The sequence below is a fragment of the Pseudonocardia sp. Ae717_Ps2 genome (assembly GCF_001932475.1).
Classification (GTDB): domain Bacteria; phylum Actinomycetota; class Actinomycetes; order Mycobacteriales; family Pseudonocardiaceae; genus Pseudonocardia.
The window spans coordinates 4,305,381-4,328,882 of the sequence record NZ_MCIS01000001.1 but is presented as its reverse complement, the minus strand read 5'-3'; the positions used below and the strand labels follow the sequence as shown (position 1 = coordinate 4,328,882).

At 69.3% G+C, this 23,502-nt stretch carries 21 protein-coding genes and 1 tRNA gene; 14 read left to right on the top strand and 8 right to left on the bottom strand.

Annotated features, from left to right (window positions below; all coding sequences use genetic code 11):
• Positions 1-97 precede the first annotated feature (97 nt).
• The 3 genes from Ae717Ps2_RS38370 to Ae717Ps2_RS36235 all read right to left on the bottom strand — a co-directional run bounded on the left by Ae717Ps2_RS38370 (position 98) and on the right by Ae717Ps2_RS36235 (position 3,412).
• Positions 98-265, bottom strand: a complete 168-nt coding sequence (locus Ae717Ps2_RS38370; protein ID WP_170917006.1) for a hypothetical protein — start codon at positions 263-265, stop codon at positions 98-100.
• Positions 262-1,461 carry an IS701 family transposase gene (locus Ae717Ps2_RS19895; RefSeq protein WP_075332982.1) on the bottom strand — a complete coding sequence of 400 codons (1,200 nt, stop codon included), beginning with the start codon at positions 1,459-1,461 and terminating at the stop codon, positions 262-264. Before Ae717Ps2_RS19895 ends, Ae717Ps2_RS38370 begins: the two co-directional genes overlap by 4 nt.
• Before the next feature lie 64 nt (positions 1,462-1,525).
• Positions 1,526-3,412: a hypothetical protein gene (locus tag Ae717Ps2_RS36235; RefSeq protein WP_143510417.1), complete on the bottom strand. Its 1,887-nt coding sequence runs from the start codon at positions 3,410-3,412 to the stop codon at positions 1,526-1,528.
• Positions 3,413-3,703: 291 nt separating this feature from the next.
• Here Ae717Ps2_RS36235 and Ae717Ps2_RS37400 point away from each other — a divergent pair.
• Positions 3,704-3,773: transfer RNA gene (locus tag Ae717Ps2_RS37400), tRNA-OTHER, on the top strand.
• A 91-nt stretch (positions 3,774-3,864) separates the two neighbouring features.
• A complete protein-coding gene (locus Ae717Ps2_RS19890; protein WP_075333737.1) occupies positions 3,865-5,676 on the top strand; it encodes a tyrosine-type recombinase/integrase in 1,812 nt (603 codons plus the stop codon).
• 14 nt (positions 5,677-5,690) lie between these two features.
• Here Ae717Ps2_RS19890 and Ae717Ps2_RS19885 read toward each other — a convergent pair whose 3' ends face one another.
• The gene (locus Ae717Ps2_RS19885; RefSeq protein ID WP_075333736.1) at positions 5,691-6,941 is read right to left on the bottom strand and encodes a helix-turn-helix domain-containing protein; all 1,251 of its coding nucleotides are present in this window, start codon (positions 6,939-6,941) and stop codon (positions 5,691-5,693) included.
• A gap of 90 nt (positions 6,942-7,031) precedes the next feature.
• On the opposite strand from Ae717Ps2_RS19885, the gene cutA reads away from it, so the two are divergent.
• On the top strand, positions 7,032-7,352 hold the full coding sequence (gene cutA / locus Ae717Ps2_RS19880; protein WP_198932215.1) for a divalent-cation tolerance protein CutA: 321 nt from the start codon (positions 7,032-7,034) through the stop codon (positions 7,350-7,352).
• Here cutA and Ae717Ps2_RS37395 read toward each other — a convergent pair.
• Together Ae717Ps2_RS37395 and Ae717Ps2_RS19870 are read right to left on the bottom strand one after the other, a co-directional pair.
• The gene (locus Ae717Ps2_RS37395; RefSeq protein ID WP_158071521.1) at positions 7,308-8,678 is read right to left on the bottom strand and encodes an XRE family transcriptional regulator; all 1,371 of its coding nucleotides are present in this window, start codon (positions 8,676-8,678) and stop codon (positions 7,308-7,310) included. The genes cutA and Ae717Ps2_RS37395 overlap by 45 nt on opposite strands.
• 205 nt (positions 8,679-8,883) lie before the next feature.
• On the bottom strand, positions 8,884-9,240 hold the full coding sequence (locus tag Ae717Ps2_RS19870; RefSeq protein WP_075333734.1) for a helix-turn-helix transcriptional regulator: 357 nt from the start codon (positions 9,238-9,240) through the stop codon (positions 8,884-8,886).
• A 175-nt stretch (positions 9,241-9,415) separates the two neighbouring features.
• Here Ae717Ps2_RS19870 and Ae717Ps2_RS19865 point away from each other — a divergent pair, with 175 nt between their 5' ends.
• From Ae717Ps2_RS19865 to mobF, 11 genes are all read left to right on the top strand, one after another.
• A complete protein-coding gene (locus Ae717Ps2_RS19865; protein ID WP_075333733.1) occupies positions 9,416-9,673 on the top strand; it encodes a helix-turn-helix domain-containing protein in 258 nt (85 codons plus the stop codon).
• Entirely contained in the window at positions 9,673-9,918 is a 246-nt protein-coding gene (locus Ae717Ps2_RS19860) for a hypothetical protein (protein ID WP_075333732.1), read from the top strand. Before Ae717Ps2_RS19865 ends, Ae717Ps2_RS19860 begins: the two co-directional genes overlap by 1 nt.
• The gene (locus tag Ae717Ps2_RS19855) at positions 9,915-10,109 is read left to right on the top strand and encodes a hypothetical protein (RefSeq protein WP_075333731.1); all 195 of its coding nucleotides are present in this window, start codon (positions 9,915-9,917) and stop codon (positions 10,107-10,109) included. Before Ae717Ps2_RS19860 ends, Ae717Ps2_RS19855 begins: the two co-directional genes overlap by 4 nt.
• On the top strand, positions 10,106-10,459 hold the full coding sequence (locus Ae717Ps2_RS19850; RefSeq protein WP_075333730.1) for a hypothetical protein: 354 nt from the start codon (positions 10,106-10,108) through the stop codon (positions 10,457-10,459). The genes Ae717Ps2_RS19855 and Ae717Ps2_RS19850 overlap by 4 nt, the downstream gene beginning before the upstream one ends.
• Before the next feature lie 101 nt (positions 10,460-10,560).
• A complete protein-coding gene (locus Ae717Ps2_RS40465) occupies positions 10,561-11,013 on the top strand; it encodes a WhiB family transcriptional regulator (protein ID WP_083702441.1) in 453 nt (150 codons plus the stop codon).
• Positions 11,013-11,546, top strand: coding sequence for a hypothetical protein (locus tag Ae717Ps2_RS19840; protein WP_075333728.1), 534 nt, complete (start codon positions 11,013-11,015; stop codon positions 11,544-11,546). Before Ae717Ps2_RS40465 ends, Ae717Ps2_RS19840 begins: the two co-directional genes overlap by 1 nt.
• Positions 11,546-13,489, top strand: a complete 1,944-nt coding sequence (locus Ae717Ps2_RS19835) for a type IV secretory system conjugative DNA transfer family protein (RefSeq protein WP_075333727.1) — start codon at positions 11,546-11,548, stop codon at positions 13,487-13,489. Before Ae717Ps2_RS19840 ends, Ae717Ps2_RS19835 begins: the two co-directional genes overlap by 1 nt.
• Positions 13,486-14,439, top strand: coding sequence for a hypothetical protein (locus Ae717Ps2_RS19830; RefSeq protein ID WP_075333726.1), 954 nt, complete (start codon positions 13,486-13,488; stop codon positions 14,437-14,439). The genes Ae717Ps2_RS19835 and Ae717Ps2_RS19830 overlap by 4 nt, the downstream gene beginning before the upstream one ends.
• Positions 14,436-15,107, top strand: coding sequence for a hypothetical protein (locus tag Ae717Ps2_RS19825; protein WP_075333725.1), 672 nt, complete (start codon positions 14,436-14,438; stop codon positions 15,105-15,107). The genes Ae717Ps2_RS19830 and Ae717Ps2_RS19825 overlap by 4 nt, the downstream gene beginning before the upstream one ends.
• A complete protein-coding gene (locus tag Ae717Ps2_RS19820) occupies positions 15,104-15,979 on the top strand; it encodes a hypothetical protein (RefSeq protein WP_143510415.1) in 876 nt (291 codons plus the stop codon). Before Ae717Ps2_RS19825 ends, Ae717Ps2_RS19820 begins: the two co-directional genes overlap by 4 nt.
• Before the next feature lie 223 nt (positions 15,980-16,202).
• Positions 16,203-20,570 carry a MobF family relaxase gene (gene mobF / locus Ae717Ps2_RS19815; RefSeq protein WP_075333723.1) on the top strand — a complete coding sequence of 1,456 codons (4,368 nt, stop codon included), beginning with the start codon at positions 16,203-16,205 and terminating at the stop codon, positions 20,568-20,570.
• An 80-nt stretch (positions 20,571-20,650) separates the two neighbouring features.
• Here the strand turns inward: mobF and Ae717Ps2_RS19810 are convergent, their stop codons facing one another.
• Positions 20,651-21,226: a hypothetical protein gene (locus Ae717Ps2_RS19810; RefSeq protein WP_143510413.1), complete on the bottom strand. Its 576-nt coding sequence runs from the start codon at positions 21,224-21,226 to the stop codon at positions 20,651-20,653.
• 453 nt (positions 21,227-21,679) lie between these two features.
• Complete coding sequence (locus Ae717Ps2_RS19805) at positions 21,680-22,567, bottom strand: TIR domain-containing protein (protein WP_075333721.1); 888 nt, start codon at positions 22,565-22,567, stop codon at positions 21,680-21,682.
• Between the last annotated feature and the right edge of the window lie 935 nt (positions 22,568-23,502).

Below are 23,502 nucleotides of genomic sequence, written 5' to 3'. Positions count from 1 at the left end.
GTCTTCCTCACGATCGATCGGTCCTGGAAGCGCATCGACCAGGCGACGAGGCTGAGTCCAGGGCTGTCCGCCTGGTTAGTACTGCAACGGCAGTTGATCAGCTCGGGGGTCGTTCGCCGCGTCGGCGGTAGTGGCAGTCGCGGGCCTGTTGTTGGCGTTCACGGCGCCAGGTCGACCAGTGCATGACGTGGTCGATGCAGGTGAGCGGGGTGAAGGCGAGCGCGGCGAGGAGACGGCGGATCTCGTTGCCCGACAGCTGAATCAATGCGCGCCGGCTGGCTGAGGATCCCCCTTTTCGGCCTCGCGTGCGTGTTCGGCGGCGCGGGTGACGGCGAGGTAGGCCGCGGTGAGCATGGCCAGGGTGATGTGGGCGTGCCAGGCTCGGTAGGAGCGGACTTGGTAGTGGTCGAGGCCGGCCTCGTTCTTCGCGGTCTGGAAGCATTCCTCAATCGCCCACCGCGCCCCGGCGACTCGAACGAGGTCGCGCAGCGGCGTGTTCGCCGGGGCGGCGCAGCGGTAGAACGCCAGCTCACGGATGGTCTTGCCCTCTGCGGGCTCGGTCTGGCGGCGCACCAGCAGCCAGTGCCCCCAACCCGCCGGGAGGCCGTCGATGGCCAGCGCAACCGCGGTCCAGTCATAGACCCGCATCCCGTGCGCGCCCGGCCCGATCGCGCGGCGCTCCCACCCGTCGTGCCCGGTGTCGAGATCACGCGCCCCGGCGATCGTGGCCAGGGCCTTGGCCGGGCGACGATTCCCGTCCGGGCTGGTGAGCATGTCGTCATTGCGGGTGGCCAACACGAACGGGATCTCCCGCTCGGTGAGCCAGTCGCGAAAGCCCGGGTTCTGCCCGTAGACCTCGTCCGCGGTCACCCACGACCCGGACGTGAGTGCCCCAGCGGCGTACGTGCGGGCCAGCATCGCCGTCCCCAGCTGCGGTTTCGTGGCGAACTCGACGTCATCGGGGACATCCGCGCGCTCGCAGCGTTCGCGGTCCTCGGTCCACGAGGTCGGCAGGTAGAGCTCCCGGTCGATCAACGCCCGCCCCCGCTTCGAGGCGTAGGCCAGGAACACACCGAGCTGACAGTTGTCGATCTTCCCGCTGGTGCCGGTGTACTGGCGCTGCACCCCGGCCGAACACAGGCCCTTCTTGATGAACCCGGTCTCGTCCACGATGAACACCCCCGACGCGGTGTCGGTGAGATGTTGCAGGACGTAGCCGCGCAGGTCGTCGCGGACCCCGTCGACGTCCCAGTCCGCGGTGCGCAGCAGCCGCTGCATCCCGTCCGGCGACATCGCCCCGGCGTGTTCGGCGAGGGTCCAGCCGTTCTTCCGCTCGAGCCCCGCGAGCAGGCCTCGCAGGTAGGTTCCGACCCGCCGGCGCGGCTCGACCCTGCGGAAACGGCCAGAGATCAGCTCCACCACCGCATCCAACGAGGCCACCCACCCGGCAAGATCAACCACGCGGTGATCATCACCGCCGAACGGCCGTCAGCCTCTCACCACACGCCGAACTGCCGTTGCAGTATTAGGTGGAGCCAATCACGAAAAGTCGGTCACAGCTGTTTCGAATAGTCCTGTCGGTGCTGGCTAGAAGGCTATCTAGAAGTGCCAGACTCATTGTGTCGAGTGTGGCCTCTCCATTGTTCGATGCCTCTCGCGCCTCGTCGTAACGACTCTTCAGAAGGTGTGGCTGAACTAAGTAGACATAAGTTCGGTCAGTCGCTGTCCGCATTCGGTACTGTTCCAGAAACTCGCTACGGTCACCGACTCGCTCACCATCGGTGAAACAGGCTGGCATACGAATTCGACCAGGAGATAGAGCAGTCACGAGAGAGCCATCTCGAAGAGTTGCCACATTCTTCTCGGCCTGGCTGACGAGCTGCTCGAATCTAGTGACCGATATGCGTCGGCTCAGTGAGCTGCGACCAGCGGCTTTAGCGTGGATGGCTGATAGCGTGCCGTCGTTTGAAATGTGCAGGAAGTCTGCCACCTCACCTGGTCCGTCGTCGCAGATGAGCCAACCATCGCTGAAGTAGTCGACAATCCACGAGAATATCGAACGGTCGCCGTCCAGTGCGATCTTGCGGTGGATCTCGTTGTCCCCGCTGGCTTTCGGCTTCTCGTGGAGGATGTCAAAGCCATCGAAGTCCTCGAACTGGACTCCGGAGAACGGTGGAGGATTAAGATTCTGGGTAAATATCTGGCCAGCTGAGTACATGTGGCCAGACTGGTAGTAGATGCTGACAGCGTCACTTTCGTCAATAATGTCTCGGGCGCGACACACTAGTTCGGAAGATCCTGTAATCCTTCCTAGTCCTACAGAGAGCGCGAACTTGCTCTTTCCCGCAGATGGGTTCAATACGACTTGCCCTTGTACTGCCCCGTCTCGGCAAATCTCTAGGAATGCCCTCGCCGAGGACGGGCTCCCGTATACCTCACCTATGGAGTCTCGGAGAAACTGAGCCTGCTCTTCTAGTAGGTCGCGATCGTCTCCCTCGTGATTAGCAATCTCTTCGCTTGAAATGACTCGAAGGTCGAACGGGCCAAGAACGCCCGATGTGCTGGAGGCTCTCCTGGCGTATCCAGGAAGTGCCGGTTCGGGCGGATTCTCACCGCTAAGCGACTTCTCGACCATGTCCAGAGCTTCGTCTGTTGATGCCGCAAAAGAGGCGAAGTCAGGTAACGAACGAGAGCTGATGTGCGAGCGTTCCGGCGATATGGTTAGTGATCCGGCTAGTGTGGCATCGGATCGTGCAGGAGTGTAATCCAGTCTCATTGCGGTCAAAGCAAAACTAAAGTCCTCCGTCGCATCGAAGATATCTTGCAGTCGACCTCCTCCGGCTGATTTGCTGTCGGGCTTTGTTGTCCGGCGGCGATGCACGCCTTGGGCCCACAGCATCTTCCCGTCGCCCTTAAACGTCCCTTCCAGTATCTCCGGCAGCAGTGGCCTATAGGGAGAGCTGAGCGTATTTGCCCACTTTACAATCTTCGTGGCGTCCATAATGTCGCTGCGAATCGTCACAAGTCTGCCACGTCGTAAGGTTAAGGTGAGTTCGTGGTGGGTGTCGAGGAGGTCATTGTCAGGCTTGAGCCACGGCGGGGTTGCTTGTCGGCGTCGTACGAGCGCGTGCAACCGGTCAAATCCTAATTCGGTGAGAATCTCGGTCGAGCCGTCCTCGAATCGATCGCTTGGTCCTCCAACCAGTGTCTCCGCAACCACAACTGCACTAGTTGATCGACCTAGGTATTTCGCCGAAGATCGAACAAATTTGACAAGCTCACGGAAGGCGCGATCGCCATCATCGACAACGCATTCGAGAATAGTCACCGAAAAGTACAGTCGAAGGCTTCCGATCTGTACTTCTGGGTGGCCAGCGCTGGTATCAGAGGTCGGGACACCAGCTTCGGGCACGATGCTCTCCTGTAGGCGGTCCGGCAGGTTTCGCTTGGTATGTACGGACCGTCGCATGTCGAGCGCCACCTGTTACTAGGCCAAATGGGTGCCTATCTGTTGGTCCGTTGCTCGTCTTCGTGGGGGCTCTAGGGTCGTGACCCCGCCATCTCGTTCGCGGCCCGGACGAGGTGCTGACCGCTCAGCCGCCGTGCGTCCTCTGGCGTCGGCAGCGGACGATTAGCGGGCGATTACCTGCGGCGGACCACGGCTACTGGCGGTTGCTAGTGCCGGTCCGCTGACGCAGGTTGAGCGGGTGAAGGCCAGTCTGGCTCGGCCTTCCAAACTGGCTACGCGGGTTCGATTCCCGTCGCCCGCTCCACCATCTGACCAGCGGAAACGCTGATCAGCTCTGATCTTGAGACAGACTTCGTGCATCAAACGTGGTGCGAGTCGGTCCTAGCGTTGACTGCATGGCAGGTCGACAGCCCGCGAGCACCGCCCGAGCACGGGGCAGCATCACCACGCTTCCGAGCGGCACCATCCGCGTCCGGGTCTACGCCGGGATCGACCCGGTGTCCGGACGCCGGCACTACCTCACCGAGCTGGTCCAGCCGGGGAAGAAGGCGCAGCGGGAGGCCGAGGCCGTGCGGGCCCGGCTGCTCGCCCAGGTCGAGGAGCGCCGCAACCCGCGGACCAACGCCACGGTCGACGAGCTGGTGCGGCGCCACCTCGACCAGTTCGCCGGGGCGCCGAACACCTTGCAGATGTACCGCGGGCACGTGAAGAACCACATCTCCCCGCTGCTCGGGCGGATCAACATCGGTCGCCTGGACCCCGAGATCCTGGACTCCTTCTACGCCGAGCTGCGCCGCTGCCGGATCCACTGCTCCGGGTCCGGGCTCGTCGACCACCGGACCCGCCGGGACCACGAGTGCGACGACCGGTGCCGCCCGCACCGCTGCAAGCCGCTCTCGGCGACGACGATCCGGCACATCCACTTCATCCTCTCCGGCGCCTACAAGCGCGCCGTGCGCTGGCGCTGGGTCGCGGTAAACCCGCTCGCCCAGGCCGAGCCACCGCCGGCCCCGAAGTCGAACCCGCGGCCGCCGAGCGCCGAGCAGGCCGCGCAGCTCCTCAACAAGGCGTGGGACGACCCAGACTGGGGCGCCCTGATCTGGACGGCGATGACGACCGGCGCCCGCCGGGGCGAGCTGTGCGCCGTCCGCTGGACGTGGCTCAACTTCGAGGAGGGCCGCGAGACCCTCTGGTTGCAGAGCGGGATCCGCAAGAGCGACGACGGCTGGGTCGAGGGCGACCTCAAGACCCACCAGCAGCGCCGAATCGCCCTCGACGCCGAGACGGTCGCGGTGCTCACGGACCTGCGCGCCCGGGCGATGAAGCGCGCGGAGACGCTCGGGATCGAGCTGGCGCCGGACGCGTTCGTGTTCAGCACCGCGGCCGACGGCGCGACGTTCCCGACGCCGGACAGCGTGACCCAGCGCTACGACCGGATGGCGAAGAAGCTCGGGATCGTGACGACGTTCCACAAGCTCCGGCACTACTCGGCGACGGAGCTGATCGTGGGTGGGGTCGACCCGCGGACGGTCGCGGGGCGGTTGGGCCACGGGGACGGCGGGACCACGACGTTGAAGACCTACACGGCATGGGTGTCGGAGGCGGACCAGCGGGCGGCGGCCGGGATCGGGGCGCGGATGCCGGAACGGCCCAGTCGGGCCGAGGAGGTGCGCCGCGCCGGCCGGGTGTCGGAGTTTCCCTATGAGCATCTGGCGGATGCAATCGTTGCGAAGGTTGTGGCAGGCGAACTTGCGATTGGCGAAGGTCTCCAGCCGGCTGAACAGATCGCCGCAGAGGCTGGTGTCTCACTGTCAACTGCGCGACGGGCAGTCCGGCTACTCAAAGACCGGGGAGTAGTCGTGTCGGTTCGGGGACGTCCAGTCCTGGCCGCCGGCGCAGCGCTCGAAGCTCCATCAGGTGGCGAATGCTCGGGTCTCCCCGTCGCGTTGGCGACTACGAAACCACCACAGGCGACCGAAGGCACCTATTGGATTGCGACCGTCCGTGGTCCGGCTGGCCTGCGCTCAGGCGTCCGCGTCATCTACGGATCGCTGCATAACCCAGACGAGTTTCGTCAGCATCTGATTAGCATAGCGGGAATCGAGAATCCGGCTGGCACTGATTCTGGAGAAGCATGGGTCGGAGAGTACGAGTTGGAAGTCCGCTCGACCGTTGATGAAAATGAGGTCATGGTGCTGCGTTGGTAGTTCAAAATACTCTGCTAATTGTTATCGTCGCGTGCAGGCGGTCTGATCATGGATACGTTCGAGACTCCGCCCTGGTTGATGCAATCTTCGGCAAGGTCGTGTACGTGCCAGAAGTAGTCCAGATCGGATTCGCTCGCGTCGATGGTTGAATCGACCGGGACGAACTGATGCAGGGGAGTGGATGAGAGGTCGTGAACGAAACCGTAGCCGTCGTCCATGACGATGGTCAGCGGTTCATCGCCGCTCCATTCGATGCCAACCCGGACGTCGTACTCCTCGCTCCCGGTCTTCGAAGCGACAGAGCGGACGAGTGCCATGAAGTCCGCGACGGCGCATTCGATGGCTTTCGATTCGATCTGGTGACCCTTGAGGAAGCCGTTTTGAACTCGATGCCCGCCTATCGCTGCGGCAATCGTGACCGAGCCGTCGTGGTGGATACTCAGCCACGACTCTTTCCAGCGTGCGCGTTCGTCAGTTGCTGTGTTGGCTGCAACCCAACGGCGCAGGCCCGGCCGAGGGTTAAGTCGATCGACGCTCGCTATCGGGTGGATCCCGTGACTTCCTGCGAAGGTTAGAGTCAGACGCTCGGTGTCGGACATTACTTCGCGCGTCTGATCGCGGCTCAGTCTCTCTCGAATGGATGGAATTCGGGGGTGTCCGACCGCTACGAGCCAGGCTCGTTGAGAGATGTCGCGCCCTGAGCGTGTCTCGCTATAGAGACTCTCCATCGCCTGTGTTGCATTGCGCCGCTCATTGAATCGTGCTCGATACATTGATTCGATTTGACGCTCTTTCATCCAAACCGTGTCAGCGTCGCTTCGGATCGGAGCGCCGAAATACTCCCCTCGGTAGATTAGATGTGGCCCGTCGATACTCGAAGGGACTTCCAGGGCAATCACGCGGTTGCCTTCGGGGCCAATCCGGTGGAAAGTTAAGCCGAATACTGGCGGCGAGATGGCTGTGATCGCCGCCGCTCGGAGTGTCCGCTCGTGAATCTCTGTCAGCTCACCGGTGTCAGTGCGCTCCGTGGCGGCCTTTTCGGCCTCCCGAACTCCGAATACAATGACTCCGCCGCCGCTGTTCGCCATTGCTGCGACGTCTTTCGGAAAATCCGTCTGCTGTACGTTCTTTGTGGGCGGAAGCTCACCTTTCCAGTCGAGGTCGCTGGTCTCGGTGACGCCGTCTTCGATGGCCGCATCAAGGAGTTCTTCGGTTAGAGGGCCGGGGGGCACGCCGAGAGCTCGATGCAGTGCGGTGAAAGTCACTCGCGTAGCGTATCGGATCCGCGGGCGATGCCAGGCGGTCGCCGTCTGCGCCAGGCGCGTCGGGTGTGTCGCTACGCCTAAGATCCACGCATGGGCGAGATTCTGACTGTTTCAACAGCCACTCCGACACGTGATGCCGCAGTGCGACTCTCTCGATCGGCGATATCGGCAGGCATCGCCGCGGGTGGCCAAATCACTGGACCCGTCGGTTCTGTCTTCTGGCACGCAGGGGAGTTCGGTGAGGGCGAGGAGTGGGTGGTCTCGTTCAAGACCACCGCCGTCCGCTACGACGATCTGGAAGCGCACCTCATCGAGCACCACGAGTGGCAGAACCCCGAGGTGACGGCGGTGCCGATCGCGCGGGCGTCAGCGGCGTACGTCGAGTGGGTGGAGCGCGTCACCGCGAAGTAGCTCCCGCACGGCGGGGACGTCGCCGTGGTGCTGTCCGAGCCGTCCGGCGACTTCGGCGAGGCGCTGCCGCGGCCGGACCGAGGCGACGTTGCCCATGACGCGCAGGCTGGCGGTGATCGTCTCGGCGGCCTGTTCGACCTCTCCGGCGTCGGCGTAGCTCTGTGCCAGCCACGAGGAGTAGAGCGCCTTGTCACGGGCGTGCGCGTCGCTGTAGCGGCTGAGCGCGCTCTCCAGGACGGGGACGGCGCGCAGCGGCCGGCGGAGTTCGGACCAGCAGCGGCCGGTCATGATGGCCAGCTCGTCAGCGTCGATCCAGGCGGCGTAGTCCGGGGTGCGGGCTCCGGCGACGGCGTGGGCCTCTTCGGCGAGGCCGAGGCAGCGGGCGGTGGTGTCGGCGTCGCCGTCGAGGGCGAAGGTCCAGGCGGCTCGGGAGTAGAGCAGGGCGCGGACGCCGGGGTCGACGCCGTCCTGGCCGGCGGCCTGGACTGACTTCTCGGAGATCGTCCGTGCGGGCTTGCCGAGCGCGATGAGCTGGTAGGCGTGGAAGGCGAGGGCGTTCCCGGCCAGGCCGGGGTCGCCGGACTCGAGGGCGGCGGCGTGGCTGCGACGGAAGTGCTCGCGGGCCAGGTCGTGCCATCCGGCGTCGAACGCGGCCCATCCGGCCTGCTGCGACTGCTCGGCGTGCACGGACAGGAGGGCGCGCTGTACGACGTCGTGGGCGGTGCCGCTCTGGAGGATGCGCGCCGAGAGTTCGGCCTCGGCGTTGTAGAGGCGGTAGGTGTCGGCGCCGCCGAGGGTGTCGTCGAGGCGCCGCAGGCTGGTGAGCCGGTTCGACAGGTCGGTGGCGACGTCGATCGTCGCGGCGTTGGAGCTGGTGTCGCCGAGCACGCTCCCGAGGAGTCCGGAGAGTGCGAGCGAGCCGCTGGCTCGCAGGAAGTCGCGTCGCAGCACTGAACTGTCACCGTCCCAGGCGTCTGAGTCCCGATCGGACGGCGTCGACGCTACGGAGACGGGTTCGGCAGGAGCAGGGCATCCACCCGGCATATTCGCGACCGGACGTGTGACGGCGGGCGCACGCCGGGCGGACGGGACCGGGGCGCCGAGTTGGTCGAGCAGCCGTCGGTACACGGCCTGGGGCCGCTGCACGGAGCCGGTCTCCCAGCGGCCGACGAGTCGGACATCAAGCTTGGTGCCGCGCTCCTCGTTCGTCGTGAACGCCAACCGCACCACGTGGTCCACGAGGTCCTGCTGCGACCAGCGCTGCACCTCGTCGCGCCAGCGCCGGAGCTGATGACCCCAGGGCTCGTCGCTTCTGTCGTGATCCACGCCGACGGCCACCCCCCGATCGCTCGCAGAACCCAGTCTGCCGGGCGAATGCCCTGCGCTACCAGGGTTCTGACCTGCCTTGTTCCGCCGCGACTCACCATCGTCGACGGCATGAACAGCAGTGCACCACAGCCACGGGACCCCCGGGTCGAGTTCGAGGAACTGCGCGAGCTGACCCGCGAGATGGCCGAGCGGATCGAGCGGCTCAGGCGCCGCCGGCGTCGGGACCTAGCCGACGCTCGATGGAGTCGATCCGTCGAACGAGAGCGCTCACGTCCGCCCTGAGCGCGTCCAGCTCGACGAGCACGGGGTCGTCGGCGTCGGGGTCGTCGACCTGGTCGCCGTCGAGGATGCGGGCGATGTGGTCGCCGGGCCAGCCCAGCGCCTCGGAGACGGCAGCGAGGGTGCGGGGGCTGCGTCGCCGCGGTTGAAGGTTGTGCTGCAGCTCGCGGACGGTCATGAGGGCGACGCCCGCGCGGGTCGCGAGTTCGGCCTGGGTCATGTCGAGCTCGGCCAGACGCGTCTTGATCGCCTCGGCGACGGCGTCCCAGTCCTTGGCCACGCAGACCTTCCTCAGTGCCTCAGTAGGTACAGACCTGCTGATTTCGGTGCTGAGGCTAGCGGTCGCAGGTCCGTCCAGGTGCGACGACCTGCTCAGTCACACGATGGGACTGGTATTAGCAGCTAATATTGGTGCTATTGTTAGCACACAGCGGATCTAGAGGAAGGGGCAATCGATGAGCAAGCAGGAGCCGGTGGCCGTGGCGGCGGCGCCGCGGTTCTACAGCGTCGCGCAGGTCGCGGCGATGTTCGGGATGTCGACGATGACGGTCTACCGGGCCATCGCGGCGGGGGAGTTCCCGGCCGTGAAGGTCCGGGGGCGGCTGATCATCCCGGCGAAGGCGATCGAGGCGATCGCGGACCTGGCGGTGGCCGAGCAGACGGTCGTCGACACGTCCGGGTGGGCGCCGGTGCAGCGTGGGAGCGCCGTCTGATGGGCAGCGTCGGTGTGGTGCTGCTGGTCCTGGTCGCGGGTGCGTTCATCTGCGCGAAGGCGCGGTCGGCCGCGGGAGCGGCGCTGTTCACGGTGGTCGCGGCGGTGGTGTTCGTGGCGACGCCGGTCGGGCAGGGCGTGCCGGGTGCGGTGGCGACGTTCATGTCGGCGTTCGACCAGGCGGCGACGCCCGCGCTGAACCGGACCCCGGCCGAGCACGCCGCGACCGAGGGCGGTGCGGGGTGACGGCCGCGGCCGAGCGGGTCGAGCTGTCCGCGCTGGTCTGCCCGGGCTGCGGGCGCCCGGTGGCGGGGGAGCCGCCGACGGGTTGGCCCGACCGGGCCGGACGTCCGCCGGCGTTCTCGCACCGCGACGGGTCGGTGCTGTGCCCGGACGACCGGGGCCGGGTGCCCGAGCCGGTCGAGGTGCTCCGGTGACCGGGGCGGTGCGGCTGGTCGATCTCGACCCGAGGCTCGCCGAGGTCACCGGCCGGACGATCCGGTTGCAGGTCCTCGTCGACCACAGCGCGCAGAGCGCGGGCCGGTGCCCGACGTGCCGGTGGGCGGTGAGCCCGACCCGGCCGGGGTGCCCGTCGCACGTTGTCGCGCTGTCGCTGCTGGAGAACCGGCCGCTGCCGTCCTGGCTGGCGCAGCTGGCCGGACAGGTGCCGGGCGTCCGGGTCCGGACCGAGACGCCCAGCGACGAAGACCGCCGCGCCGCCGAGGACTCCGCGGCCGGCCTGTTCCCGGCTCCCCGCCGGGTCCGGCCGAGCGGAGCGCGGCCATGACACGAGCACACCACCTGGGACGGCCCGGCGACGGGTTCTTGGCGGGACACAGCCGCCGGGCCGCTCTCACCGCACATCAGCAGAAGGCAGGAGAGGCAACGATGGTAGAGCGAGACGACGACCGGTGGCGCGCCCGCGCGGCGTGCCGGTCGGTGGACCCCGACACGTTCTTCCCGACGGCGGAGAGCGGCACCGCGCACGACCGGCAGGTGGCCCGCGCCAAGCGGGTCTGCCGCCGCTGCCCGGTGCAGACCGCGTGCCGGGACTGGGCGATCGACGACCTCCCGCACGGCGTCGCCGGTGGGCTGACCGAGGACGAGCGCCGCCGCGCCCGCCGGGCGACGACCCGCCGGGCCCGTCGCGCCGAGCTGCGCCCCGCCCTCGTTCCCGCGCCGGTGCTGCGCACCGACCGGGCGCCGGTCATCTCCGCCGGCCGCGCCGCCCTCGCCGCGGGCGTCGACCGCGACGACATCGCCCGCGCCCTCGGCGTCACTCGCCGGACCGTCGACCGCTGGGCTGCCGCCGGTGCCGTCGTCGCGGGTGGTGGTCGGTGATGGCCGCATTCGACGTCTCCCCGACGACCACGGCGTCCGGCCGGATCCGTGAGCTGCTCCGGCGGATCGCGGTCGAGGCGTTCGGCTCGACCGAGACCGAGGTCCCGATCCCCGGGTTCACGGTGTTCACCGACCGCCGTCTCGACGACCCGTTCGCCGGGATCCGCGCGGCGCTGCTGATGCGCACCGTCGCGGAGGGGCAGCTCTACGAGTACGCCCGTGCCGCCCGTGCGGCGGGCCGGTCGTGGGACGAGATCGGTGCCGCGCTGGATCTGCCGTCGGGGGAGTACCGGCCGGTGGGGGAGCAGGCGTTCGACTGGCTGGTCTGCGGTCGGGTCCCGGACTCGGAGCCGGACGGGGTGCTGTCGTGGCGGACGCCGTCGGCGTACTGGCGCTGCTCGACGTGCGAGGGCCTGGTGACCGATCACGGCCCGTTCGAGGGCAACCCGGCCAGCAGCGAGGACGGCCACGCCAAGGGCTGCACGCGGCACCGCGCCGAGGTGCAGGCGTGGAACGAGGGGTGGGAGCTCTGATGGAGATCCTGTTCAGCCCTACCGCTCTCGTGCTGGCGGTGTTCGCCGCGGGCGCGCTGCTCGCCTGGGCGCGCGGCGCCCGCGCGCTGGCCGCCGGCCTCGCCCTGGTCGCGCTGCTGCCCGCGGCGACGATCGTCACCGCCCTGTCCTGGCCCGCGCTGGTCGCGGTGCTTGCCCTGGCGGGGGTGATCGTGTGGCACCGCTGGTCGCGCTCGTCAGCGACGGTGTCCCGGTGGGCTGCGCGGTCCCGTCGCAAGGTCGGGGTGGCGTCCAGTCTGGACATCGTTCGTCACGCCGGGACCGTCGCGGTGCGGCGCCGGACTAGCACGGTGCGCCCGTCGCTGGCCGGGTTGTCGCGGTGGCAGCGGCTCCGGCTCGCCACGAGCGAGGCCGCGGTGGAGCTGTGCCGCACGGGGGTGTTGCGGGTGTGGGCGTTGGTCGAGGACGTCGTGATCGTCGTCGGCGGGCCCCGCACCGGCAAGACCGGCTGGCTCGCCGGGCGCGTCCTGGACGCCCCGGGCGCCGCCCTGGTCACCTCGACCCGCACCGACCTGCTCGACCTGTGCGCGCCGCTGCGCCGCCAGGGCCGGGGCGAGGTGTTCGTGTTCAACCCGGCCGGCCTCGGCGACCGCGCGTCGACGATCACGTTCGACCCGCTGACCGGCTGCACCGACCCCGTCACGGCCACCGAGCGGGCCACGGACATGCTCGCCGCCGTCGCCTCTGGGTCGGGTGGGGATCGGGAGTTCTGGGACGGTCAGGCCCGCCGCGTGCTGGCCGCGCTGCTGCACGCCGCGGCCTTGGGCGGTAGGCGGATGGCCGAAGTGCTCGGGTGGGTGGCCGACCCGGACGCCGCCGGCCGCGAGGTCCCCGCGCTGCTGCGTCGCTCGGGGGTGACCGCGTTCGAGCAGGACGTCATGCAGTTCCTGACCACCAACGAGCGCACGCGCTCCTCGATCACCTCCAGCGTGATGCCCGCCCTCGGATGGCTGACCCACCCGGCCGCCGCGGCGGCCGCGGAGCCGGGGGAGGGGTTCGACGTCGCGCGTCTTCTCGACGAGCGGGCGACGGTGTTCCTGCTCGGCGCGGAGGAGGCCCAGACCGCACCCCTGGTGTGCGCTCTGACCGGGCACATCGCCCGTGAGGCCCGCCGCCTGGCGGCCGGACAGCCCGCGGGACGGCTGGACCCGCCGCTGGGGCTGTTCCTGGACGAGGCCGCACTGATCTCCCCGGTCCCGCTGGAGTCGTGGACCGCGGACATGGGCGGGCGCGGGGTCACGATCCTGTGTGCGTTCCAGTCCCGCGCCCAGCTCCTCGCGCGGTGGGGTGAGCACAAGGCCGCGACGATCCTGAACAACACCGCCGCGGTGATGATCTTCGGTGGGACGCGGGACAAGGCGGACCTGGAGTTCTGGTCGACCCTGGCCGGGGAGCGGGACGAGCGGGTCACCACGACCGACGACCACGGCCGGGTCGCGTCCCGGTCGGTCCGCAAGGTCCCGGTCCTGGCGCCGGCGCAGATCGCGAATCTGCCTGCCGGGCGGGTGGTGGTGATCCGGCGGGGGATCGCGCCGGTGATCGGGCGGGCGCAGATGGCGTGGCGCCGCCGCGACGTCCGCCGTCGGGCCCGGCTGCTGCGCCGGATCGAGGCGGAGACCCGCTGGCACCGCCGCAGTGAGGCCGTCCGGACGTGGGCCGACCTCCAGCTCGAATACGCCCTCACCGCGCTCGCCGGCCGTTGGCCGGGGCGGTTCGGCGAGGCGGCGGAGCGGGTGCGGTCGTCGAACCGGATGTTCGCCGAGCTGCGCGCGATCCGCCGCGGCGAGGAGCAGGGCCAGGCCGTCGAGGCGACGGCGCTGATCGAACCGGGCCCAGACGGCGAGGGCGGTCGTCCAGCCGGCCCGCCGGCGGGCGGCGCGGGTGACGGGCGGTGGACCCGATGAGCGAGCGCTACGAGCTTCTGACCCCGTCCCAGGCCGTCGACCGGCTCGCCGCCGACCTCCCGGGCGGGCGGGCGGACGCCGAGCAGGTCGTCGCCTCCTACCTGCGCGACGCCACCGGTGTCCACGGCCGGCCCTCGTCGGGGTGGCGGCTCGATGAGTTCGACCTCGATGACGCCCGCGCCCGGTTCGGGTGGGTCGACTTCGCGGGCGGGGAGACCGTCGCCCAGGCCCGGACACGGGCCGATGCCGCTGCGGTCGCGGCACTGCGGCAGGCACGGGGGACGTCGGCGATCACCGACCCGGCTCGGCTGTTCGGGCTGCACTCCGATGCCGAGATGTGGGGTTACCGCGCCCACACGGTCGGGCTCGACGAGCTGACCGACACCACGGCGTGTGACCCGCAGCCGCGGCTCGTGACCGTCGCCCGGGAGGGCCGGGAGCGCTCGCACCGAGAAGCCACTGCTGCACACGACACCCGCACCGCCGCTGCCGAGGCGGCGGCCGCGGCTGCTGCGCTCGACGAGGACCCGCACGAGCACCCCGGCAGCTGCCGGGTCCACGAGACACACGACGAGCAGGAGGCACCGGTGGACACCCCCGACCGCGATCCGGACCACGACGTCGTGCGGGATGTGGCTGACGTCGAGTCGATGCTCAACGCCGCCCACTGGAGCGACGTCATCGACGCCGTCGCCGCGGAGCAGGGCAGCGGCCGGGACGACCACGGTCGCGCCGCCGCGGCCGGGTCGGCCGGGTCGGTGGGTGGGTTGTGGTTCACCGTCGACGACGGCGTCGAGGGCGGGATCCGGCCGCTGACCGAGACCGAGATGCGGCGGGTCGCCGACCTGGTGCGCGCCACGCAGGCCGAGGCCGTCGCCGCCGAGCACGACGACACCGCGCTCACCGACAGGGCGCCGTCGTCGGCGGACATGGACGGGTGGGAGCGATGAGCGCGCCCCCGCACCCGGAGTCCCCCGAGCCGGGCGCTCCGTCGCCGCGGGTGCTGGCCGGTCTGGCCCACGAGGTCGACGTCCTGCTCCGTCGCGTGGACGGCCTCGACCCGCTCACCGGACGGGTCGATCGCCTGGAGGAGATGGCCGTGCGCATGGCCGACACCGTGAAGTCGCTCGTCGGGCGCAAGCAGAAGCTCCCGGCCCCGTCCTGGCTGCTCGCCCCCACCGAGCCCGCCGACGTCGCCGGGTTGCTCGACGAGCTGACCGTGTGGCTGGGAGCGGTGTTCCTGCGCTACCCCGACGGGGCGTCGGTGCTGCCGGAGTGCTGGTTGTGGCACCCCGACGTCGTGGAGGAACTGCTCTGGCTGGCCCACGCATGGCTCGCCGCCTACCAAGGCCCTGACGCCTCGGTCAGTGTGGCGGGGGACTGGCACGACCGCCAGCGCCCCGGCGTCGTCGCTCGGGTCCGCAAGAGCGCGGGGTCGTGCTCGATCGAGCGTCACCAGACCCGCCCCGGCTGGAGCGCCCCGGCCGGGGCGCCGGTCCCGGTCCCGGGGCTGGAGCACGCGGCCGCGATCGCCGAGTGGTGGGCGCGCAGCCGCGAGCAGTCGCCGCCCGAGCCCGCCCCGGCCGCGGCTGGCCCGATCGGGGGTGCCCTCCGATGAGCCCCAGCAGCAGCGGTGCGGGGCGGTGGGGCCGGGCGGCCGTGTGGCTGCCGGGGCTGGCCGTCGCGCTCGGGGCTGCGGTGGCGACCGCGCATGGCCTGTTCGAGGTGGCGGTGGCGGCGCGGGTGCCGGTCGGGGTGGCGTGGATCTACCCGTTGATCACCGATGGCCTGGCGCTGGTCGCCTATGCGGCGACGGCGCGGCTGGCCGGTTCCGCGGCCCGCTACGCGTGGAGCGTGGTGGTCGTCTCGGCCGGGCTCTCGGGGTTGGCGCAGGCGGTCTACCTCGCCTCGGACGCGGTGACCGCGGGCGGCGAGCTGGAGGTGTCGGCAGGGCTGCGGTTCGGGGTCGGGGCGTGGCCCGCGATCGCCGCCGCGGTCGTCGCGCACCTGCTCTATCTCCTCGCCGACACCCCCACGGCCGACCCGGAGCCCGCCACCGGGCTGGGGCCGCGGGTCCGGGCGACCATCACCGTCCCTTCGTCCGACGGGAGCGACCGGACACCGGTGGAACACCCCGTCGGGGTGGGACACGGGTTGGGTGTCCCACCCGCGCTGGACGGACCGGTGATCCCGGGCCCGCCGCGGCCGGTGTCCCACCCCGCCCCGAGTCCGGACGTCCGGCCGGACTCCGCCGGGGCCGGTGGAACGGCCGGGTCGGGTGCGGGCGCGCAGGAGCGCGCCCGCATCACCGCCCAGACCCACCGGCAGCGCCACGGCGACCTCCCGACCGTGCGCGAGTTGCAGGACCTCGCCGCCGTCGGGCGGGGCACAGCTGCCCGAGCGCTCCAGCAGCTCCGCGACACCCCCACACAGACCGCGACCGGCCTGCACCTCGTCCCCGACGAGCCCCAGAACAGGACCCAGCGATGAGCACCAGCAGCGAGACCACCTACACGAGCAGCACGAGCAAGACAGAGACCGAGCACAAGACCAGAACCGAGAACGACTACACCGAACAGAGCAAGAACACCCCAAGATCAAAAGCCTCACACCGATGCATCACGATCCGAGGGGGCGGGCCGGCCTCCGGCCGGCCACGCCGCAGGACCCGTGCCTTCGACCGCGACCAGACCCCGACCACGATCGTTTCGGGGTGGTCGGGGTGCTGAGCATCTCCTCGGGCTACAGCCCGGAGTACCTGTTGAAGGAGGTCGCGACCGGGCGGGAGAACTACTACACCGGCGCGGTCGCCGAGGGCGAACCGCCCGGGCGCTGGTGGGGCGCGGGCGCGGAGAAGCTCGGCCTGCGCGGCCTGGTGGACGCCCAGGACATGCGGGCGGTCTACGAGCGCTTCATCGACCCTCGGGACACCGTGTTCGGTGACCCGGAGCGGTGGGACACCGCGGCGACGCTGGGACACGTGGGACGCAAGTACCGGACCGCCGAGGAGCTGTACGCCCAGGCGTTGGAACGCGAACCGGACGCCGCCGCGGAACGCCGCGCGGAGCTGCGTACCGAGGCGGGCAAGGCCGCCCGGCACAACGTGGCGTTCTTCGACATCACGTTCAGCGTGCAGAAGTCGGTGACGCTGCTGCACACCGCGTTCGAGGCCCGCGAGGTCGCCGCCCGCAACGCGGGTGACGAGGAGACCGCAGCGGCGTGGGGCCAGTTCCGCACGGCCGTCGAGGACGCGATCTGGGCGGGCAACAACGCCGCCCTGTCCTACCTGCAGGACAAGGCCGGTTACACCCGGGTCGGGCATCACGGCGGCGCCGCCGGCCGCTACGCCGACGCCCACGAGTGGACCGTGGCGTCGTTCTTCCAGCACGACTCCCGCGACGGGGACCCGCAGCTCCACATCCACAACGGCACCCTGAACCGGGTCGAGGGCCCGGACGGGCAGTGGCGCACCCTCGACGGCCGCTCGCTGTACCGGTGGCGCCCGGCCGCGGCAGCGGTAGCGGAGCGCACGACCGAGGAGACGCTGGCCTACACCCTGGGGACGCTCGCGGTGACGCGTCCGGACGGGAAGTCCCGGGAGATCGTCGGCGTGCCGGACGAGGCGATGTCGCTGCTGTCCTCGCGGCGGCACAAGGTGACCGCGAAGACCGCGGAGCTGTTCGAGGCGTTCGAGGACCGCTACGGCCGCGCCCCGAACTCCGCCGAGCGCGACCGGCTCTCTCGACAGGCGACGTTCGCGACCAGGGCGGCGAAGTCCCACGACGGGCAGACCCGTGAGGAGTTCCTCGACGCGACCGCGGCGAAGCTGCGCGCGGACATCGACGGCGGGCTGGCCGGGATCGCCGACACCGCCCTCGCCGCCCGCCGCGAGGGCGTGGCGCCGCAGACGTTCAACCCGACCGCGGTCGTGGAGATCGCGGTCGCCGACGTGCGGGACCGCAAGGCCGGCTGGACCCGCGCCGACGTCACCCGGGCGGTGAACGCAGCCCTGCCGGACTACCTCGGCGTCCCCGGCGGCGCCGATGTGGCGACCCTGTTGGATCAGCTCACCGACGTCGCGTTGGATCACCTGGTCGACCTCGACGCCGCCGAGCCCGGCGAAGACCTGCTGCCCGCCGACATGCGGACCGCGAACGGGGAGTCGGCGTTCCGCGCGCCGGGCGGGCGGCTCTACACCACGACCGACCAGATCCGCTCCGAGCGGATCCTGCTGGCGGCGACCGCAGCCCACGACGGCACCGCGCTCACCCGCAGCGCCGCGGACCGCTTCGTCGACCGGCTCAGGACCGACGGCATCGAGCTGGGCGTCGACCAGGCCGCCGCGGTGCGCGGGATCCTGACCTCCGGTGCCCGGGTCGAGACCCTCGTCGGGCCCGCAGGGACCGGGAAGTCGTTCGTGGTCGGCGCGCTTGCCCGGGCGTGGAGCGACCCGGCCCTGCCCGCCGGACCCGACGGCACCCCGCCCGCCGCACCGCGGCGGGTGTTCGGGCTGGCGACCAGCCAGAAGGCCACCGAGGTCCTGACCGCCGAAGGGCTGACCGCGGCGAACATCGCCCGCTGGTCGGCCACCCAGGCCCGCCTCGACGCGGCACCGGCCGAGCGCCGTACCCGCGACGGCGACGAGGCGTGGCGGCTGCGCGAGGGCGACCTGGTCGTGGTCGACGAGTCCGCGATGACCGACACCGCGTCGCTGGAGGAGATCCACGCCCGCGTGGCGGCGGCAGGGGCGAAGCTGCTGCTCACCGGTGACCACCGCCAGCTCTCCGCGGTCGGTGCCGGCGGCGCGATGGATCTGCTCGCCACGGCGGGGTCGAGCTACGAGCTGACCGACGCCCGCCGGTTCAGCGCCGGGTGGGAACGCGACGCCTCGCTACGGCTGCGCGAGGCCGACCAGACGGTGTTGCAGGACTACCACCAGCACGGCCGTCTCCTCGACGCCGGCGACCGCGACGGGGCGGAGGAGTCCGCGGCTCGGGCGTGGCTGGCCGACACCCTCGCAGGCAGGAGGTCGCTGCTGCTGGTCGATTCCAACGACCAGGCCGCCCGCGTCTCCGCGGGCGTCCGGGCCGAGCTCGTCCGGCTCGGCCGGGTCGCAGAGACCGGCGTGCCGCTACGGATGCAGGGGACCGTGGCCGGCGTCGGAGACCTGGTCGAGGCCCGCGCGATCGACTGGACCCTGGCCGCGTACGAGGGCAACCGACGGCCGGTGATGAACCGCGACCTGTTCCGGGTCACCGCGGTCCGCGACGACGGCGCACTCGAGGTCACCACCGACACCCACCGCACCGGGACCGGCGACCGCATGGTCCTGCCGGCCGCTTACGTCGCCGAGCACCTCGCGCTCGGCTACGCCGGGACCACCCACGCCGGGCAGGGCGCGACGGTCGACACCACCCACACCGTCGTCACCCCCGCGACCCGCGCGAACTCCCTCTACGTCGGCATGTCCCGCGGCCGGGACTGCAACACCGCCCACGTCACCACCCATACCGGCCCCGACGACCTCGCCGACGGCACCCCACAGGCGCACAGCATCCATCGCAGCCCCGTCGCCGCGGTCGCGACGATCCTTGACGGCGCCGACCAGGCCGTCGCCCAGTCCGCCCTCGCCACCGAGGCCGCCTCCGTCGAGCGAGCGGCCAGCGCGGCGACCGCGGCAGAGCGGCTCGCCGACGGCGCACAGCGGATCGCCACCGCGCGCACCGCACACTCCCTCGACCAGCTCGTCTCCACCGGGGTCCTGACCGCCGACGAGCGGGTTCAGATCGCCGCGGAGGACGGCACCGCCGCCCTGACCCGCATCCTGCGCCGCGCCGAGCTGGCCGGCCACGACCCCCACACCGTGCTCGCCGACGCCGTGCAGCGCGGACCGCTGTCGGGGTCGCGCAGCGTCGCGAACGTGCTCTACTCCCGTATCCGCGACTCGCACCGCTTCGACCCGGTGGGGGAGCGCTGGACCGACTGGGTGCCGCGCACCGACGACGACAGCTGGAACGCCTACCTACGGGTGCTGGCCGAGGCCACCGAGCAGCGCGCCGCCCAGCTCGGCGCCGACGCGGCCGCGGAACCGCCGCGGTGGGCAGTGGACGCCTTCGGTGAGCCACCGGCCGACCACCAGGCGCGCCAGCGGTGGCAGAGCGCCGTCGGGCAGATCGCGGCCTACCGAGAGGTCCGCGGCCACGACGACGACACCGACCCGCTCGGCCCAGCACCGCAGCCGGGACAGGTCGAACAGTTCGCCGCACACCGCGCCGCGTGGCGGGCCCTGGGCCGCCCGGAAGTCGAACGCGAGCACCTGGAGCTGTCCAACGGTCAGCTCCGGATGCGCGTGCGCGCCTACGAACGCGAGCTGGCCGCCGCGCCCCGCTACGTCGGCAACGAGCTGGCCGGAACCCGCCAAGCCGCCGCCCGCTACGAGCAGGACGCCGCCCTACGCCGCGCCGAAGCCGAGAACGCCGGCCAGCAGACCGAGCGGGAACGCCTCACCGTCGAGGCCGAGCAGGCCGCGGCCCTGGCGCGCACGCTGACCGAACGGGCCGCGGAACTCCAGCAGGTCGACGACGCCCGGGGCCGGTGGCTGCTCCACACCACCCAGACCCGGTTACAGGCCGAGTTATCCAAGGCCGAGCTGGCCTCCCGCGACGCCACCGACGACCCCGCCGACCACGTCACCGCCGAGGAATGGATGACCGCGCACCTGGCCGCCCAGGCCGAGGACGAGCAGCACCGCGAGATCACCGAAGCCGACCTCATCGCCGACCGCGACCCCGCCGACCACGACGACGCCGCGACCCACGAGGCGAACCTCCACGACGCCGCGCCGCGGTCCGGCGCCTCAGAGGACGTCGTCCGGGTCCCGACCGCGGACGAGGCGGCCGACTCGGTCGCCCATGCCGGACGGGTACTCGACGAGATCGCCTACCGCGACGCCCTCGATGAGCAGGACAGCGAACAGCACGACCGCCACCAACAGTTCAACCAGTGGCACTACGACGACCAGACCACCAAACAGGCCAACGCCCACGACGCGGAAGACCACCTGGAACCGTCCGGTCTCTAGCTACCCGGGACGAGACGAGGGCGGGGAGCCGACCCCTGGTCGACTCCCCGCCCTCGTTCCGTCCACCGGCCGCGGCGCCGTTACACGGCCGGCCTCTGGCGGTCAGCCAGGGTGCGGATGTGCTCCCAGTGGCGAACCGACTCGTCCAGCTCCCGCTCCTCCCGGCTGCGCTTGGCCGCCAACAGCGCCGGACGCGACCGGTTCGCCGGCAGGCAGTAGACCTCCGAGCCCGGCACGACCGCCCCGGACTCGTCGCGATCCGGAATCCTGATCGGCGGCTCCGCCCGCACCCCCAACAGCCACGACAGCCCCTGCCAGACACCGCAGCACTGGACCCGATGCGTCGCCCGCGTCGGACCTGGCAGCGCCCCGAGCTGTTGCCAGTCCTGCGCCGTCGGCTCCGGTCGCCCCGCGGCCACCGACAGCGCCGCCCAGGACTCACCCCGCACGAACTCCCAACTCGGCGGGACCGACCGCACCGTCACCGGCGTCTGCCGCTCGACCGGCCGCAGCACCCAGTCCAGCGCGACGAACACGCCCAATGCGCTGTCCTCGGCGGCCACGGTCGCCACCTGGTGGGCGTTCCACCAGCAGTCCCGCACCTGCTGCTCGGCAGGGACCACCCACCCGGGTAGCGGACCGATGCTCTGGCTCATGGCGCGAGTATGCGACCGGGCACCGACAGAACCGGGCAACACCGTGGGGCTCCGCCCCACACCCCGGCCCTCGCCGGGCAGGCAGGTCTCCGAGATGGACACCCACGCGGTTCGCTGCGGTCCGGTCGTGGGAGGCGGTGGTTCGCGCCATCGCGACGACCTCCCGAAGGGCTATCACACCCAGACCAGGGGGCAAGCCTGACGAGGTGGCCGGGTCGCAGCGGCGCCCAAACCCGGGGCGCCGGCTGTAGGCGGTCGAGTGCGCGCGGCGGCTGCCCCCTGCTCTGGGCGTGATCGGGCTGCGCCAGGTCGACGAGATGGCGCAAACCACCGCCACGAGATTATACCCGTGAGAGAGAGTCAACAGATAACTTCCTTGGCCATTTCTCCCGCTCGAACAAAAACTCTAGATAGAATCTATTGGGGGAGGTAGGTTGGCCTGCATCTCTTCCCTTAGAAGATGCTGTCGAACTGTAGCGAGTATCTAACGTAGTCAGTGATGGGCTTCACTGACGTAAGTGTGAACGAGTTCGTTTGACCAGGGCCGATGTCGCTGGCGATCCCGTTAGCGCGACCCACGATCTTGCCGCTGTTTCCGTAGAATGTGGCTGTCAAGATCGCCGTCTTATGTGCAGAGTTGTTGTTCGTTGCCTCGCCGAAGACCTCCGTATTATACTGCGTCTGCTCTATTGAAAGATTTCCTGCCGAGACTCCGTATAGCTCGGCCTCTATCGCCGTGCCGCCTGGTGCGATGGGGGCTTTCGCCTCGTCGGAACTGACTTCCTCTGCGACCTCACCTCCTGTTCTGGATCCGGCGTTGAGGGGCTGGACTCTGCCGTATCCGCTGAGATCTGAGATGATTTCGGAGTACTTTGCTTTAAAGTCGCCCACGGCGCGCGTTAGGTTGGACATCTTGACCGAGATGGAAGCGTGTTCACGGATCTGATCACTGAGGTCGGCGAACAACTTGTCGACATCTTCGCTATCGCCGAGAGTTAAGTACTGAATGTTGCCAATCTTTCGGACGACCTCGTTCTGACCTAATGGCGGAACAATGACGGGGCAGGTTGGTTTCTCCGTAACCCACGCGCCGCCAAGTTCCATAAGACAGTACGGACTAGATAAGAACGCCTCGGAGATGAGCGCCACCACAACGCTGGACGAACTGAGATTCTCTCGAAGTGAGCCTCTAACGTCGGCGCCTGGCGAGATCCCGGTGCCACGCTGAGATGAGTAGAAAACTTGGTCGTGTGAGATTCCGCCGAGTACGAGCGTGTCTACGAACAGCTGTGCCAATTTTGCGTCAACGGATGCGTGGCTTACGAATACCTTGCCAGTCACTGTGCATCTCCATCTTGGATTGAACCGCAGTGGTGTCGTTGAAGATATTCCTGCGGAGTGCAGATTGTGGGGGGACCATCGTGAGCGTACATGCATGCACGCCTTCATGTCGGAGATGACAGCGCACGTCGTTCTGGGGCCGAACCCTCCGAGCCCGATCATTCAGGACGCAAGGCACAGCCTTTCGCAGTACCTCGAGTACCAAGTTTTCCCGGGGTGCGAGCGCGATAGCGATCGCGACTTGAATCGGATCATGGTTCTAAAAAAAACCGGTCGACGACGCCAGGGACAACTTCATCAGGGGAAACCATGGACTGGTACCTTAGTGAAGAGTCAGATGAGATATCGAAGACCCAGGTTCCACAGTACCGCACGACTGTGAGTTGGGCAGCGGTATCGTCGATTCGACGAATGCTTGCAGTGCAGAAGATGTCGATCGCTCTCTGGGTAAATCGATCTTCGAAGTTGGAGTCAGTGGATAAGTGAATATCCCATCCAGGGCCGTTCATTTCTGTACCGCCACGGGTGATGCCGAGAGCTGTTCGCGAAGGAGCTAGAAGGTCGTCAAGAGTGTTCGGCGCCGTAATAGTGGGGAAGAGTTTGGGGTCTCGAACTCGGACACGCGGTTCCTCGTAGAAGGCTCCCGTCTTCTTGTCCCTGGCGTACACTCCTGGAAGAGATCGAACCGGATTCGCAGGAACTTGCTGGACACGGCCAATAACCTCGCTGCTACCTACTTCCACTTTGCTAGTGACTGAGGAGCCCCGCGCAAACGTGTCAGTCAGCAATCGAGCTGCAGTCTCCTTGTCGACACTCTGGGCGGCAGCTGCGGCCTCACCGAATCGCCGTACGGGTGGTCGATTCCGTTCCGGCTCGGGCGACACCGACGGCGCCGTGCAACCTACTGATATTATGAGAAGTGCTAAAGCAAAGAG

Coding starts and splice junctions, on each gene's coding strand:
- Ae717Ps2_RS40465 (WP_083702441.1), top strand. CDS start 10,561: ATGGTAGAGCGAGACGACGACCGGTGGCGCGCCCGCGCGGCGTGCCGG.
- Ae717Ps2_RS19860 (WP_075333732.1), top strand. CDS start 9,673: ATGGGCAGCGTCGGTGTGGTGCTGCTGGTCCTGGTCGCGGGTGCGTTC.
- Ae717Ps2_RS19865 (WP_075333733.1), top strand. CDS start 9,416: ATGAGCAAGCAGGAGCCGGTGGCCGTGGCGGCGGCGCCGCGGTTCTAC.
- Ae717Ps2_RS19890 (WP_075333737.1), top strand. CDS start 3,865: ATGGCAGGTCGACAGCCCGCGAGCACCGCCCGAGCACGGGGCAGCATC.
- cutA (WP_198932215.1), top strand. CDS start 7,032: ATGGGCGAGATTCTGACTGTTTCAACAGCCACTCCGACACGTGATGCC.
- Ae717Ps2_RS19820 (WP_143510415.1), top strand. CDS start 15,104: ATGAGCCCCAGCAGCAGCGGTGCGGGGCGGTGGGGCCGGGCGGCCGTG.
- Ae717Ps2_RS19840 (WP_075333728.1), top strand. CDS start 11,013: ATGGCCGCATTCGACGTCTCCCCGACGACCACGGCGTCCGGCCGGATC.
- Ae717Ps2_RS19830 (WP_075333726.1), top strand. CDS start 13,486: ATGAGCGAGCGCTACGAGCTTCTGACCCCGTCCCAGGCCGTCGACCGG.
- Ae717Ps2_RS19835 (WP_075333727.1), top strand. CDS start 11,546: ATGGAGATCCTGTTCAGCCCTACCGCTCTCGTGCTGGCGGTGTTCGCC.
- Ae717Ps2_RS19810 (WP_143510413.1), bottom strand. CDS start 21,226: ATGAGCCAGAGCATCGGTCCGCTACCCGGGTGGGTGGTCCCTGCCGAG.
- Ae717Ps2_RS19825 (WP_075333725.1), top strand. CDS start 14,436: ATGAGCGCGCCCCCGCACCCGGAGTCCCCCGAGCCGGGCGCTCCGTCG.